The sequence below is a fragment of the Kamptonema formosum PCC 6407 genome, from assembly GCF_000332155.1.
GTDB classification, from domain to species: Bacteria; Cyanobacteriota; Cyanobacteriia; order Cyanobacteriales; family Microcoleaceae; genus Kamptonema; species Kamptonema formosum.
The window spans coordinates 272,883-286,265 of sequence record NZ_KB235904.1; the positions used below are offsets into that span (position 1 = coordinate 272,883).

Sequence of the window (13,383 nt, forward strand, 5' to 3'; positions counted from 1 at the left end):
CCCGGTTTCTTTGGTTGGATGCGTAAGTCCTGAATAATTTGGAGAATTGGTATAACAACCAACAACCAACAACTAACAACTAACAACTAACAATTAACCATTATCAACAGCTATACGAGGAAGACGGTGTTTAAAACTACAGAGAATTTCCCAGGAAATTGTACCTAATTCTGCGGCCCAATCATCAGCAGAAATTTTATTTTCCCCATCCTTACCTAACAGCGTCACGACTTCGCCAACTTCTAAATCGGGAATAGAAGTTACATCTAGCATGATTTGATCCATTGTAATCGCTCCCACTTGCGACACCCATTGACCCCTGACTAAAACCTTCATTTTATTTGATAAATTGCGGGGGATTCCATCAGCGTAGCCAATGCCAATTACTGCTAAGCGCATTTCACGATCAGCTATAAATTTATAGCCGTAGCTAACACCAGTTCCCGCTGCAATTGTTTTGACTTGCGTTACTTTTGCTTTTACTTGCATTACAGGCTTTAAATCAATAACTGACTGCAAATGTGGTGCTGGATATAAGCCGTAAGTAGCTAAACCGACTCGCACCATGTCATAGTGTAAGCTCTTGTCAGCTAAGGCGGCGGCTGAATTTGCTAAGTGCAAACGAGGGCTAGATTTTGGATTTAGGAATAGTTCTGAGTTCTGTATTTCGCAGTTGGCGATCGCACCTTCAAATCGCTGCTGCTGTTGTTTCATTACTGTGAAGTCTGGACTATCAGCCGTAGCTAGGTGAGAATAGATGCTGGCTAATTCTAAATTTGGCGATCGCGCCACTAATTGTACAAACTCAGCAGCTTGTTGCCAAGGAGATCCTAACCGTGACATTCCTGTATCCAGTTTGACGTGAACGGACAAAGATTTGTTAAGAGTGCCGAGCACTTCTGAAAAAACTAGGGCTTGCTTGGGAGTGCAGATGGTAGGTTGTAATTGCCAATGTGCGATCGCTTCTACTTGTTCCGGCGTGTGAGTTGCCCCTAAAATCAAAATTGGTGCGTTGATGCCGCGATCGCGCAATTCTATCCCTTCTGGAATCGTCGCCACTCCCAGCCAACTAGCACCCGCCTCTAAAGCCGTTTGAGCAACCGTCACCGCACCGTGACCGTAAGCATCTGCCTTGACCACAGTCATCAGAGCCGTTTTGGGGGATAATGAAAGCTTAAGCTGGCGCACGTTGTGGGCTAAAGCGGCTAAATCAATTTCTACCCAAGCTCGTTGGCAAAGTCCACCGTAGGCATCCCATCGCATCGTCTGGGGGTTTGCTTGTGTCGATGTTGCGATCGGGTTTTCTTCCCTACTTAACATTGCGATTTACTCCTACTTAAACTTAGACCATTAACAAGACTATAGGCATAAAGATTAATCGGGATAGCTGAATAAGACAATGACCAAAGAAACCGGGTTTTTTACCAAATCTGCGATGTTCTAACGAAGTATTTTCGTAAAAAAACCCGGTTTCTGGGCCCTTACAATGAATACTGGCTAACTTCCTCTACTGATAAACTTAGCGCTTCTGCTACTTGCTCTGTATTCAATCCCATTGCTAATAACCGAGGGATAGCAGCCCGTCGCGATCGCGCTTCTGCACTCAAAGCCTCCTCTGCCACAGCAGCTCGTTCCTGTTCGACAGCAGCTCTTTCTGCACCTGTCAGCAGCAAATTACCCTCGCTGTCCCACCACCGCAACCATAGCATTGTCTGATTTTGATAGCTACCTTGCCACAGTCCTAACTCTAAGTTAATGGGCGCGATCGCATAATGGCCGCGCGAGTTGGGAACCAACTGCTGATAAAACCCATTAATCAGGTTGTACACTTCCAGCTTGCCACTACGGATCTCATAGATGCCATAATACGGAATCCGCATGATCCGCTCATAAACCCAAAACTTGCCAGGTCTTTGCACTTCACCCACTTCTGAGTAGGATAGCGGCGTTGTGTCTCGCTCTTCGGAACCATCTCCTGATGCGAACTCTAACGCGATCGTCGGTGCTAGAAACTCCCGCCACAGCACATAAGAGCGGCGAATTTGACCATCTAACAGTGGTGGCACATTAGGGACATAAAACCAGTCTGGAGCTTCTGCGCCCTTTTCCAGGGGGTCAGTTTCTCGCCAGTAAATGCCACAGTCTTGACCAATAGCATACTGCCCATCGGGATGAAGCTTCTGCAACAGGGGGCCGATAGAATCAGTCAAAATAATGCTTTGGGGATGCTCCTGAAAATTTTTCACAAAAGTGCCGTCTTCCTCTGGCAGTTGAGTGTGGTCGGGGAAAGGAGGGGGAAGGAAAGTTTTTTCGGCTGCCTGGGTCATGTTACCTCTCAAGTATTGCAGCTTAGATGAAGGATAAAACACTTTTAGTTTAGTATAAAATGAGCCAAGGCGATATATCCATCTAAACTAATACCTTGTCCGTCTTAATACAACGCTTCCATTTAGTTAGCAAGTAACCAACCTTCTATTAGTCCTTTTTTCTCAGGATTAGCTGATGTAATTACCTCAAATTGTTCCGATTTTAAAATAATGTTTTCATAATCAAATTCTCCGACTAAAGTGGGATCGGGAATTGCCAAATCAACCGCATAACCTTCTTCTGGAGTTTGATAACATTCAACTATTACACCAGTAATTCCTTTAGGAAAAACTCGATCGTCCCAAGTTGATGCAATATCAGTTAAAGTTTTGATTTCATCGTCAATTTGCGCTTTCATTAGTTATCTCCTTTATTGACTTTTAACCAATTAGTAATTAGGCGTGATTGACCTTGTTCCATTTGCCATTTAGTAAGTAAAATACCGCGCCGACCATTAGGGCCTTGAATAGGAACCTTTACCTCAAATCTTATACCATATTCACTATTTTTGTCTAATGTTGCTGGTATAAATGGTAGCTTAATTAGTAATCGATCAAACTGAGACTGAGCGATCGGATTTAGTTGTTTCTTGGAACCGACTCCCCCACCATTCCTGAATTGGTATCGTTACTAACTCAATATCTATAGGCTCTTTGATAAAAACGTTTGTATCATTAGGCCAGAGAGTTTGCCAAGCATAAAAAATTATTTCTCTGATTTCTTCATTCTCATAAGGATAGTCGCTTTCATTTAATCTAGTACAGTCAAATTCCGGTTGGGAAAGGATATACTCAAATGCTAATTTGAGAACATCCATATCGCCATGTTTAACCGCACCTTTTTGCATTTCTAAGACATATTTGTAATAACCAGTAATATCATCAGGGGGTAAGTCGTTGCTATTAAACCAACTTAGTAAAATATCATGCAGATGGTATCTAATCATTGGTTCGCTAATTTGCATAATTTTCTCCTATTTTTCCGTTCTAACGTTAAGTAGTAACTAAAGGAACAAAACTATCCAATTTTATCTGTAAGTCTTCTACTAAGATTAGATGATATTTCTGCGTTTTTAGCTGTTGCCAAATCATCTTTGTAAAATCTTCGCATACTTTTTGTCGTTCCATTTCGGCTGGAATATTAATAGCTCGAATTGATATTTGATATGGATAATCAGAAAATCTTAAGTCGCGATCGTCCTCAAAATCATGGTTACTCAAAGTTACAACAATTGTTTGATTTTGAAACTCATACCATGACTCATAATTATCATATTTATGAGTAAGTGAATGAGATAGTAAGAGTTCTAACTCTTTGACCAAATGTTCAATTTGACCAGGATAATCAACAAAAATGTCAATTGTTTTAGACATAAACAACTCCTATTGAAAGTCCGTAGAAATTAGATCGAAACCATCACCAAGAATGCGGACACTATCAAGTTTACCTCTACTAATATTTTTAGCGCGTTGTAAACCTAAATTAGCTTCGGCTTCTGTTAAACCAGAACCCCTAGCATCAATAATTATATGCCGAGCTTGCCCACCACGCCGAATAGAGCTATTAATTTGATTCTTAACTGTGCTATTCGTAGCGCCCATAACGAGGCTTTTAAACTCAGTAGGAATGCTATCGACTTCAGCATCCGCAGTGCGTCCTTGATTGGTTTCTAGCAAAGATTTAACTGTTTTACCTTTACTAGCCAATAAATTAGCAACGGCTTTTTCTTGAGGTGAAAAAGTTTTTTCTGATTCATCTATTTGATTTTGATTCAGGCCATTAGACACTCTATCATTCGCTAAAGGTTTGGTGTGGGTTTGAGATTCTATTATATTAGATTTTACCACAACTTACTTCAGTCAACATTAGTCTTGACCAAGAGTAGCAGTTGGACTTCCCTTGAAATCTAATTATAGTTCCTCTTCTGACTCATCTCGAACTTTGAAATAGTAAAAGAGATTAGCTACAGCCAAATCAGACGTTTTTTCCAAATTCGACGATACTAAACTTTTATGACCCGCTATGTTCCCTTGCTCAATAATATAATCTTCGTACTCTTGACGCTGCTGCGGAGCCAGCATTAATTCGAGTTGAGTGCGAAGAGAATAAAAATGAGACTTAGGTTTCAAATTTTCATAAAATAACTGTTCATCCGTTATAGCTAAAGCTGTTGTGGATGAATTCTTCTCTCCAATAACAGCTAAGTTGGATTTACTCAAATCAGCACTTTGTAACTGTTTTAATTCACTTGGTGGCAAAGACTTTATCCATTCAATATGATTTCCCCAAGTGTCTAATGCGGCTAAATCGTGATTGTGAATCCGCGTGATTTCAGGAAACAGGAAATCTAATTCGTCGTCACAGTCGCAGCCAGCAATTACTGTTAAGCCATCTTGACGGATTTGTTGTTGAAGCTGAGAAATGCGATCGCTCGCCGCCGCCAACTCATTTTGTACCTGATAAGTCCCAATAATACTCTGTTCAATTGCCCAACTGCACTCGAACCGTCGCAACTGTCCTGCTGCACAAGTTTCTTGTAATAAATGCGGATTTCTGTAATCTGCTAAAGCTTCAAATAACATCCCTCGCGCTGCATCAATTTCAGCATTGCGGCGATTAATATCTTGCAATTGTAATGCGGACTGCATTCGTTGAATTGCTTGATTAAATAATCCATAAGCTCGAACTAAAATTAAACGATGATTCTCAAATTTCATCTCTTGAACCATCTGGGAAATTAACTGCTTAATTTCCGTCCCTTGACCTTTTAAAAGTTGTTCTAAATTGATAAAACCGTTTTCTACTTTAACTTCCAGCCTCTCAACTGCTTTTTTAAGTTTCAATGTCTGGTGCAAATTCACCGCTGATAAGGCTACCCCAGCCACAGTTCCTACACCAATGATTGCTGTAGTCGCTTGCAATACGCCCAAACTATCTTGGACAGCTTGAAAGCCCATCTGCATAGCTTGAAAGCCTTTGTGCGTTTGGTGCATCTGCAAGCCGCCCATAGCAAGCTGCAACGGCGACACAAACGGTGATAGCGGGCTGTTGTTGACGACCGCGCCAATGGCATGACCAGCCCACTGTCCCGTCACTGCATCTCTCGCCATGCCAATAGGTACTCCAGCAGAGCTAAATGCTTGTACGTATTTGCCAGCCTCTATCCCAGCCTGTATCGCTGCGGGAAATACAAAATTCATCATAAATTTTTACCCTCGTAGCATCTCACAGCATAACTGATCTATTATGATACATTGAATAAAAAAAATTTCATTAGGCGCTGCAAATGAATACTTTGCTAATTAGTTCCCAAACAATTGAGCTGGTTTCACGCCTCACAGGGCAAAAACTCCGTAAAGAGGATCTCAGTCCCCCTATTCTCTTCCTGGTGGCGTTGATCATGGTGTTGCTGGGAGTCATCCATGCCGACGGTACGGTTAGCACTGAAGAAACGCAGCGACTAGATAAAACTTTAACAGAACTTATCCCCGCTAATAACAGTTTGCAACAATTTGCAAAGCTAATCGTTAAGGGCGTGCAAGAGCAGCAAATTTACACAAAAGTTGAAGAATCGCTAGGACTGACAAGGTGTTTTTCTGAGGCAGAAAAACTGTTGCTAATTAGCTTTGCATATCAAATGTCAGCCGCAGACGGTAGAATCGACAATCGTGAAAAAGAATATTTAAAAATTATTGGCAACCGCCTCGGAGTTGATGGGCGATTTTTGACTGTTTTAGAAGCAAGTTTTAGTAATCAAGCAGTAAACGAGGCAGCAGCTTTAGCAGAAATAAACTCGTTACTCGATCCAGCCCAGTTTCAATCTTTGGATGCTTTATTTGTCCGTGCTGCTACTCATATTATCCAACATTTACCAGGCAAACAGAAACAGCAAAATACTCAAGCTAATTCAGCGCGAATTGTTGAACAAGCACCAGAACCAAAACATCAAAATAATCAAAAGCATTCAGTTTCCTCATATCAAGAATTGAAAAAGTTTCAGGAGTCTAGGCAACAACTAGACAAGGTTTGTGGCAAACTATTTTCAACTCTACGAGATGGCAGCGATCGCAACATTATATCAGCTAATTTAACTGAAGAGACAACAAAAATTTCTCGCAAATTGCAATCTCAACGTTTTCGTGTTGCTGTTGTTGGTGAATTTAGCAAAGGCAAATCCACTTTACTTAATGCTTTGTTGGGTGAGGAAATTCAACCAGTCCGAGATATTCCCTGTAGTGGTACGGTAACGGTTTTGAAATACGGCTCAAAGCAGCGAGTGATCTGTAAATATAAAAATGGACGAGAGGAAGAAATTTCACCGCAGCAATATAAAGATAAAGCTTCAATTTCTGAGGAAGCGGCTTTAGGTTCGGTTGGGGATGAAATTGCTAGTTCAGAACTTCAAGAAATCGTTTTTGAGCATCCGAATCTTGAATTGTGTACCAATGGTGTAGAAATTATTGATTCTCCCGGATTAAATGAACAAGCCGAACGCACATTAGTTACCCAACAGGTTCTCAAAACAACTGATGCAGTGATTTTTTTAACTCACGCTCAAAATGCTTTGACAGAAAAAGAGCGGGAACTACTTTTGTATTTGAAAAAAGAGTTAAATCCCGGCAATGATAATGAACCAGCAAAAAGTATTTTTGTTGTAGTTAATTTTGCGGATTTGCTACGTCGAGAAGAAAGTCGAAAGCAAGTAAGACAAAGGGTAGAAACAATTGTTCAAAGTCAAAATGTAATTGCTGGTGAAAACCGGATTCATTTTATTTCGGCTCAATCAGCCCTTGATGCTATTTTATCTGGGACAGAACTTGATGCTATTTTATATGGGACAGAAAATGAGTATGTAAAATCTTTTCAGGATTTTACCAAATCTCTCGAAAAGTTTTTAACAGTTGAACGAGGCGCGATCGCAGTTCAACAATTAGCCGCCGGAATTAAACAAATCCTTGAAACTAGCTGCGAGGAATTGAATCAAGGGCAGAAAATATTAGAAGGTAAATTGACGATTTCTCAAGAAGATAATCCGAAAATATTTGAACAAATGGCAGAAGTTAGCGGTCGCGATGTGAAAATCAAACTTTTAGCGGGAAATATTGATGGATCAATCTTTAGAAGAAACTCTGGAGTCTTGGAATCAATGGGTGGAAGGATTGGAAAAACGGATTATTTCACAAAGTGCTAACTGGACTTCTGAACATTCGCACATTTGGAGTAAAGACAAATTAGCTAAAGATTACGGTAATCAATTTGTAGTAGCTATTACCAAAGAAATAGATGATTGGGCTGATCAAAAACTCTGGCCAATCGTGAAAAAAAATATGGGAGTTTTAGATGCCCAAATTAACGAGGATCTCGAAGCAATTCGTCAAGATTTTCGCGTTTTTGACCAGCGATTTAGCACGAGCCTTGTTACTCAATTCAATAACTTACCTAACTTAGGGAGTCTGGGTGGAATTGGCACAGATGGATTAGGTATCGCTTCATCAATCAACTCAGATACTGGAGGTGCTGGAGGTTTTATTGGTGGTTTAGGCCTTGGTGGGGCGGTGGTTGCTGGATTGTTGGCATTTACAGGAGTTGGTATGATTACACTGATTTTGGCTGGGTTAGCGGCGGCTGCGACTGGCTCTTTTGGGGCGGGATTGCTAGATGTTGATGGAATTCACTTTCAGATTAAGCAAAAAATCTGTAACTTAGGGTTTCAGAAGTTCGACGCATCTTCACAGTCTATTCTTGATAAGATACAAGAAAGAATTATTGCAGTATTTGATGAGCGCGTTGAGGCTAATAGTGATGTTATGTCAAAAGCTATCTCGCTGTGCGAAAATTTATTAGAACAGCAGCAAAGACGCGATCAACAAACTCAAAAACAATGCGAATCTGAAAAAGTTTTACTTACTGATAAACGTCGCGAACTCGAAGATATCCGAAATCAAATGGAAACAATATTCAATTAAATTACCTAATAGTTAACAAAGATACGATCCACTCAAGGAGATTAGTAAAGTAAAACAAAGTCCGCCCTAGTTTACTTGCAGAACGCAGTAAAGGGCGGACTAAGAAATCAAGGATCTTTAAGCCAGATTTACTATTACTTAAATATCCCTGCAACCGAGCCTGCCTTAGACTCTGCGATTTTAGGAGCCAAGATACTCTTGGCATATATCCGAGGATTCTGTTGAGCAATTTGGATATACGATTGGCGGACTTCAGCATTCACCGCTACAGTCGTTACATCGTAAACCTGTGTAGCCATTTTAGGATAGAAACCGATACCGATAATTGGTATCAAGAAACACGCAGCGATAAACACTTCGCGAGGTCTAGCATCGCTAAAAACGGCATCCCCAGGCAAGACGCAACTATTACCAAAACAAGCCGCTTCCAGTTCTCCCGTATCTTTCAAATTACCATCAAGGTCACAGGTAGGCGCAACACCAGAATAGAATAACTGCCGTAACATTGATAGCAAATAAATCGGCGTTAGAATCAGTCCTACAGCAGCTAAAAATACGGTGACACCTCGGAAAGTTGTGCTATACATATCGCTGGTAGCAACGCCAACAAAAACAGAGAGTTCGCTAGCAAAACCACTCATACCGGGAAGAGCTACAGATGCCATCACACCTATGGTAAACAAGGCAAATACTTTAGGCATCACTTTACCAAGATCGCCCATTTCTGCTAATGCCATTGTATGGGTACGGTCATAAGTTACGCCTGCTAGGAAGAACAACACGGAGGCGATTAAACCGTGAGAAAGCATTTGCAATAGTGCGCCATTGATTCCCAAGTCAGTGAAGGATGCAATACCTAACAACACGAATCCCATGTGAGAGACTGACGAGTAGGCTAGGCGGCGCTTCATATTGTCTTGGGCAAAGGAGTTAAACGCGCCATAGATAATATTGATCACGCCTAGCATTGCTAGAATCGGTGCAAAATAAACATGAGCATCTGGTAGAAGTTGTAAATTTAAGCGAATCAGTCCGTATCCGCCCATTTTCAGCAGTACGCCTGCCAAAATCATCGATACGGGAGAAGAAGCTTCACCGTGAGCATCAGGTAGCCAGGTGTGGAGGGGGAAAATCGCCAGTTTAACGCCAAAGGCAATTAGCAATCCGGCGTAAAGCACCAATTCTAAACCAAGGGGATAATTTTTCAGACCTAGTTCGACGATATCGAAGGTGATGTTACCACCGCCGTAGAATGCCATTGCTAGGCCAGCTACGAGAATAAATATAGATGCAGCAGCGGTGTATATCAAAAATTTTGTAGCAGCGTACTGACGGTTTTTACCGCCCCAAATCGAGATCAGGAGGTAGACGGGAATCAGTTCTAGTTCCCACATGATGAATAGCAGCAGTACATCCTGGGCAACGAAGACCCCAATCTGCGCTGCGTACATCAATAACATTAGGAAATAGAACAGCCGGGGTTTGCGATCGACTTCCCACGCTGCAAAAATCGAGAGTGTTGTCACTAATCCAGCTAGAAGTACCAGCGGGAATGAGAGCCCATCTACTGAAACTGACCAGGATAGACCTAACTGAGGTATCCAAGAGTAGGTTTCTACGAGTTGAAATGTATTGAGATTGGGGTCGTAATGTTTCCAAAAAACATAGGACATGAGAACAAAGTCGGCAACTGCTACTCCCAAGGCATACCACCGCACTTGCTTACCATCTTTATCGGGTAGCAGAGGGATAACGGCAGCAGCAAGGAGGGGAAGTAGGATAATTGTTGTCAGCCAGGGAAATTGAGCCTCGATCATGGCAATGAGAAAAAATACTTAGCTGTGGATGAGGTTATTATACGAATATTTGTAACAATTTTTTTATAAATGTTTCTTTTTTTTGCAAAACAGGGCTGATTGCAGAAGGCAAAACATTATAGGACTTACGCTCAGGGCTCCAGAAACCGGGTTTTTTAGAGCATCTGTGGGTAAAAACGAAGTATTTTCGTCAAAAAACCCGGTTTCTTTGGTTAGGTGCGTAAGTCGTGCATTAGAAGCCTTACTTTTAGGCGGCTTTGTCTGCAAACAGTGCGATCGCTAACTGTAACAACTGCACTGCCACGATCGCTAAAGTGCGATCGCTCTTTTTTTCTCTATCAGTAAATTTAGGAGGCGAGTAAAATCCGACACTCTGAAATTCGGCAAACATTAGATACTTTTGGCTGCAACACAACTCGCAGTTCGTGAGCATACCGGGGAAGAGGATCGTTTTCTAACCAGATCGGCGGTACCATCATCACTTCATAGTAAGCGATCGTATGCAGAATCCCTGGCTGGGATTTCAATTCCACTGTTAAGCCTGCTCGATACTCAAATGCTTCTTCCCAGTCTGTATCTGTATTTATATTCATAAATGACCCCATCTTAAATATTGCTTCTTTGTTAAATTTTACTCTAATATCTATGAATTTGATAATATTCTGTAGTTTATAATACATTTTTTAACTTTTCTGTGAGGAATCGCTGACACTTAAAGGGATTGGTAATTGGTAATTGGTAATGGCTAATTGCTAATTGCTAATTGCTAATTGCTAATTGCTAATTGGGGAGAATGGGTGGATTTACCTCCCCATCTTCCCCATCTCCCCTGCTCCCCCGCTCCCCTGCTCCCCCTCTTTCCCTAGCCCCTAGCCCCTAGCCTCAGAGCCACTTTTGAAGATCTGCGATCGTAAACAACGCCTTAAACTTCAAACCCGCCTCCCGATACAACTGTTCGCCTCCTTGTTCGCGATCGATCAACGAAATTACCCACTCCACCTGATAACCCGCACCCCGCAAGCGTTCAACCGCCTTCATCGCCGATCCGCCAGTTGTCACCACATCTTCCAAAACCACAACCTTAGCGCCTTCCTGCAACACCGGCCCCTCAATATAAGCCATCGTCCCATGTCCTTTCGACTCCTTCCGCACGATCAACGCCGGAATCGGTCGATTTTCATAAGCCGAAACCACACTCACAGCCGATACAATTGGGTCAGCACCCAAAGTCAAACCCGCCACAGCATCAGTATTTGCTGGTAACGCCGACAGCAGCAAACGACCCACAGCCAAAGCACCTTGAGGATGAAGCGTCACAGGCTTACAGTTGATATAATAAGAACTTTGCTGACCAGAAGAGAGTATAAAGTCCCCTTCGCGGTAGGCAAACTCGCACAGCAAATCTAGAAGCTGTTCGCGTAGACTTGTTAAATCAGTAGTAGCTAAAGAGACAGCTAACCCAGTCGGAGACAAAGTTTCATCCATAACGGCAAAAGCAAACAAAGTTGACGAAGTAAATAAATAGCCGATAATCAGTCTATATTAGAATCTGAATTAATCTTGAGGCTTAAGATCATGCCCCAAAAGTTAAAAAGCCTTAGTGGTGTGTTGGCGATCGCGATCGTTTCTACCATATTAGGATCTGTAAAAATCGCTCAAGCAGAACCCTTTGGATATCATCCAGTTTCCGATGAATTTAATCGGCGTTTCTTTGAAAGTTCTGGAGACTTTTTCCAAAGTGTCAGCTTTCAAGGATACACAAATGACCTTTTAGGCATCGGTTCACCCACTGGAATTATTGGTTTTCCTGAAAAGCAACTTGAGCGGGATTCTAGCCAAATTCACGGACTCTACCGAGAAATGCTGCAACAGCAAGTCTCTAGCGATCCAATTATTCGCGTCCCAGATGCCCTCAATCCCTTTAATACATCCTTGCTAGGGCTACCATCAGACCCAACGATCGCACGTTAAATATTAGGTCTAAGGTTGCTATAACTCTCAATTCAGCCAGGATGTCCTGTTTCCCAGAGTGCATCCTGCTGGATTTTATAGTAGAAGGAAGAAGGAAGAAGGAAGAAGGAAGAGGGAGGCTGGGGGAGAGGAGGAGAATTTTTCCCCAATTAGGAATTAGCCATTAGCCATTAGCCATTAGTGTATCTACTATGCTTTTCAACTCTTACGTATTTATCTTTGGCTTTTTACCAATTACTATCATTGTATTTTTTTCTCTCTGCAAGTTTCATTTAATCAAAGGGGCGATTTGGTGGCTAGCCTTCGCTTCTCTGTTCTTTTACGCTTACTGGAATATTTCCTATCTGCCCATCATGCTTATTTCTGTGGGCGCTAACTATTATATAGGTGAAGAAATCCAGCGAAGCCTGTCCAATCGTCAGCGTGCCAAAACTCTACTCTGGGTTGGCATTATTTTGAATTTGGCCAAGTGATGTCAGTTTCCTCGAAGCTTGGACAGGATCGCTTAGTTATACATTACAACTTTACTTTGATTTTTCTGGCTACTCAGATATGGCAGTTGGCTTGGGATGGATGTTTAATATTCCTCTACCTTATAACTTTAACTCTCCCTATAAATCTACCTCTATTACTGACTTTTGGCGACGGTGGCACATTACCCTTTCTAATTTCCTCCGTGATTATTTGTACATCCCTTTAGGTGGTAATCGCCAAGGTGAAATTCGCCGCTATGTTAATCTGATGATAACTATGCTGTTAGGTGGACTATGGCACGGTGCTGGCTGGACTTTTGTATTATGGGGAGGAATACACGGGTTATTTTTGGTAATTCATCAACTATGGCGCAAGCTGAATATTTCTTTGCCAAAATTGCTATGTTGGACGCTGACTTTTTTAGCTGTTGTAGCTAGTTGGGTACTATTTCGCGCTCATAATATTCACACTGCCAAAGAAATTTTGAAGGCACTGGTAGGAATGAAAGGCTTTATATTGCCAACTTCTTTTGAATCCCAACTCAATTTTTTAACTCCGCTAGGAGTGCAGTTTAAAGAACTAGGATATCTGCCTAGCTTGGGTTTGCGAAATACAGCAATTGTATTGATTGGACTATTGCTGTGCGTTACCCTATTACCAAATACGCAACAGTTTATGCAGCGGTTTAAGCCAACACAGATATGGATCGTAGTGACAGCTAGTTTAGCAGTTTTCTGTTTAATTTCTCTAAATCGCGTCTCTGAGTTTCTGTACTTTCAATTTTAAGG

Annotated in this window: 17 protein-coding genes; 5 read left to right on the forward strand and 12 right to left on the reverse strand. The window is 41.7% G+C overall.

Going from position 1 to position 13,383, the window contains the following annotated elements; all coding sequences use genetic code 11:
• Positions 1-93: 93 nt before the first annotated feature.
• The 8 genes from alr to OSCIL6407_RS0118180 all read right to left on the reverse strand — a co-directional run bounded on the left by alr (position 94) and on the right by OSCIL6407_RS0118180 (position 5,570).
• Positions 94-1,320 carry an alanine racemase gene (gene alr, locus OSCIL6407_RS0118150; protein WP_007358423.1) on the reverse strand — a complete coding sequence of 409 codons (1,227 nt, stop codon included), beginning with the start codon at positions 1,318-1,320 and terminating at the stop codon, positions 94-96.
• A 161-nt stretch (positions 1,321-1,481) separates the two neighbouring features.
• A complete protein-coding gene (locus tag OSCIL6407_RS0118155) occupies positions 1,482-2,327 on the reverse strand; it encodes a Uma2 family endonuclease (RefSeq protein WP_007358422.1) in 846 nt (281 codons plus the stop codon).
• Positions 2,328-2,449: 122 nt separating this feature from the next.
• The gene (locus OSCIL6407_RS0118160; protein ID WP_007358421.1) at positions 2,450-2,725 is read right to left on the reverse strand and encodes a hypothetical protein; all 276 of its coding nucleotides are present in this window, start codon (positions 2,723-2,725) and stop codon (positions 2,450-2,452) included.
• Positions 2,725-2,940 (reverse strand): DUF6883 domain-containing protein, encoded by a 216-nt coding sequence (locus OSCIL6407_RS38345; RefSeq protein ID WP_407635894.1) that lies wholly within the window; start codon positions 2,938-2,940, stop codon positions 2,725-2,727. Before OSCIL6407_RS38345 ends, OSCIL6407_RS0118160 begins: the two co-directional genes overlap by 1 nt.
• Positions 2,921-3,331, reverse strand: coding sequence for a hypothetical protein (locus OSCIL6407_RS0118165; RefSeq protein WP_007358420.1), 411 nt, complete (start codon positions 3,329-3,331; stop codon positions 2,921-2,923). Before OSCIL6407_RS0118165 ends, OSCIL6407_RS38345 begins: the two co-directional genes overlap by 20 nt.
• 28 nt (positions 3,332-3,359) lie before the next feature.
• Positions 3,360-3,740, reverse strand: a complete 381-nt coding sequence (locus OSCIL6407_RS0118170; protein WP_007358419.1) for a hypothetical protein — start codon at positions 3,738-3,740, stop codon at positions 3,360-3,362.
• A gap of 9 nt (positions 3,741-3,749) precedes the next feature.
• Positions 3,750-4,214 carry a CdiA C-terminal domain-containing protein gene (locus OSCIL6407_RS0118175; RefSeq protein WP_007358418.1) on the reverse strand — a complete coding sequence of 155 codons (465 nt, stop codon included), beginning with the start codon at positions 4,212-4,214 and terminating at the stop codon, positions 3,750-3,752.
• Positions 4,215-4,277: 63 nt separating this feature from the next.
• Entirely contained in the window at positions 4,278-5,570 is a 1,293-nt protein-coding gene (locus OSCIL6407_RS0118180) for a hypothetical protein (protein WP_007358417.1), read from the reverse strand.
• An 83-nt stretch (positions 5,571-5,653) separates the two neighbouring features.
• Between OSCIL6407_RS0118180 and OSCIL6407_RS30910 the strand changes: the two genes are divergently transcribed.
• Both OSCIL6407_RS30910 and OSCIL6407_RS37170 read left to right on the forward strand, forming a co-directional pair.
• On the forward strand, positions 5,654-7,558 hold the full coding sequence (locus OSCIL6407_RS30910) for a dynamin family protein (RefSeq protein WP_007358416.1): 1,905 nt from the start codon (positions 5,654-5,656) through the stop codon (positions 7,556-7,558).
• Positions 7,473-8,333, forward strand: coding sequence for a hypothetical protein (locus OSCIL6407_RS37170; RefSeq protein WP_007358415.1), 861 nt, complete (start codon positions 7,473-7,475; stop codon positions 8,331-8,333). Before OSCIL6407_RS30910 ends, OSCIL6407_RS37170 begins: the two co-directional genes overlap by 86 nt.
• A 134-nt stretch (positions 8,334-8,467) precedes the next feature.
• Here the strand turns inward: OSCIL6407_RS37170 and OSCIL6407_RS0118190 are convergent, their stop codons facing one another.
• From OSCIL6407_RS0118190 to pyrE, 4 genes are all read right to left on the reverse strand, one after another.
• Positions 8,468-10,150: an NAD(P)H-quinone oxidoreductase subunit 4 gene (locus tag OSCIL6407_RS0118190; RefSeq protein ID WP_007358414.1), complete on the reverse strand. Its 1,683-nt coding sequence runs from the start codon at positions 10,148-10,150 to the stop codon at positions 8,468-8,470.
• A 247-nt stretch (positions 10,151-10,397) separates the two neighbouring features.
• The gene (locus tag OSCIL6407_RS35455; protein ID WP_007358413.1) at positions 10,398-10,541 is read right to left on the reverse strand and encodes a hypothetical protein; all 144 of its coding nucleotides are present in this window, start codon (positions 10,539-10,541) and stop codon (positions 10,398-10,400) included.
• Positions 10,498-10,830, reverse strand: coding sequence for a hypothetical protein (locus OSCIL6407_RS0118195; protein ID WP_234709951.1), 333 nt, complete (start codon positions 10,828-10,830; stop codon positions 10,498-10,500). Before OSCIL6407_RS0118195 ends, OSCIL6407_RS35455 begins: the two co-directional genes overlap by 44 nt.
• 202 nt (positions 10,831-11,032) lie before the next feature.
• Complete coding sequence (gene pyrE / locus OSCIL6407_RS0118200; RefSeq protein ID WP_007355286.1) at positions 11,033-11,635, reverse strand: orotate phosphoribosyltransferase; 603 nt, start codon at positions 11,633-11,635, stop codon at positions 11,033-11,035.
• Positions 11,636-11,725: 90 nt separating this feature from the next.
• Here pyrE and OSCIL6407_RS0118205 point away from each other — a divergent pair, with 90 nt between their 5' ends.
• The 3 genes from OSCIL6407_RS0118205 (at position 11,726) to OSCIL6407_RS30915 (ending at position 13,381) form a co-directional block, all read left to right on the forward strand.
• The gene (locus OSCIL6407_RS0118205; protein WP_007355285.1) at positions 11,726-12,121 is read left to right on the forward strand and encodes a hypothetical protein; all 396 of its coding nucleotides are present in this window, start codon (positions 11,726-11,728) and stop codon (positions 12,119-12,121) included.
• Between the two features lie 191 nt (positions 12,122-12,312).
• Positions 12,313-12,594 carry a hypothetical protein gene (locus tag OSCIL6407_RS37175; protein ID WP_051045178.1) on the forward strand — a complete coding sequence of 94 codons (282 nt, stop codon included), beginning with the start codon at positions 12,313-12,315 and terminating at the stop codon, positions 12,592-12,594.
• Positions 12,581-13,381, forward strand: coding sequence for an MBOAT family O-acyltransferase (locus OSCIL6407_RS30915; protein ID WP_234709962.1), 801 nt, complete (start codon positions 12,581-12,583; stop codon positions 13,379-13,381). The genes OSCIL6407_RS37175 and OSCIL6407_RS30915 overlap by 14 nt, the downstream gene beginning before the upstream one ends.
• Positions 13,382-13,383 lie beyond the last annotated feature (2 nt).

Bases quoted from the DNA above. Each gene is read 5' to 3' on its own strand.
- OSCIL6407_RS0118195 (WP_234709951.1), bottom strand. From the start codon at position 10,830: ATGTATTATAAACTACAGAATATTATCAAATTCATAGATATTAGAGTA.
- pyrE (WP_007355286.1), bottom strand. From the start codon at position 11,635: ATGGATGAAACTTTGTCTCCGACTGGGTTAGCTGTCTCTTTAGCTACT.
- OSCIL6407_RS0118190 (WP_007358414.1), bottom strand. From the start codon at position 10,150: ATGATCGAGGCTCAATTTCCCTGGCTGACAACAATTATCCTACTTCCC.
- OSCIL6407_RS37170 (WP_007358415.1), top strand. From the start codon at position 7,473: ATGGATCAATCTTTAGAAGAAACTCTGGAGTCTTGGAATCAATGGGTG.
- OSCIL6407_RS37175 (WP_051045178.1), top strand. From the start codon at position 12,313: ATGCTTTTCAACTCTTACGTATTTATCTTTGGCTTTTTACCAATTACT.
- OSCIL6407_RS30910 (WP_007358416.1), top strand. From the start codon at position 5,654: ATGAATACTTTGCTAATTAGTTCCCAAACAATTGAGCTGGTTTCACGC.
- OSCIL6407_RS0118205 (WP_007355285.1), top strand. From the start codon at position 11,726: ATGCCCCAAAAGTTAAAAAGCCTTAGTGGTGTGTTGGCGATCGCGATC.
- OSCIL6407_RS35455 (WP_007358413.1), bottom strand. From the start codon at position 10,541: ATGTTTGCCGAATTTCAGAGTGTCGGATTTTACTCGCCTCCTAAATTT.
- OSCIL6407_RS0118155 (WP_007358422.1), bottom strand. From the start codon at position 2,327: ATGACCCAGGCAGCCGAAAAAACTTTCCTTCCCCCTCCTTTCCCCGAC.
- OSCIL6407_RS0118160 (WP_007358421.1), bottom strand. From the start codon at position 2,725: ATGAAAGCGCAAATTGACGATGAAATCAAAACTTTAACTGATATTGCA.
- OSCIL6407_RS0118170 (WP_007358419.1), bottom strand. From the start codon at position 3,740: ATGTCTAAAACAATTGACATTTTTGTTGATTATCCTGGTCAAATTGAA.
- OSCIL6407_RS0118180 (WP_007358417.1), bottom strand. From the start codon at position 5,570: ATGATGAATTTTGTATTTCCCGCAGCGATACAGGCTGGGATAGAGGCT.
- OSCIL6407_RS0118165 (WP_007358420.1), bottom strand. From the start codon at position 3,331: ATGCAAATTAGCGAACCAATGATTAGATACCATCTGCATGATATTTTA.
- alr (WP_007358423.1), bottom strand. From the start codon at position 1,320: ATGTTAAGTAGGGAAGAAAACCCGATCGCAACATCGACACAAGCAAAC.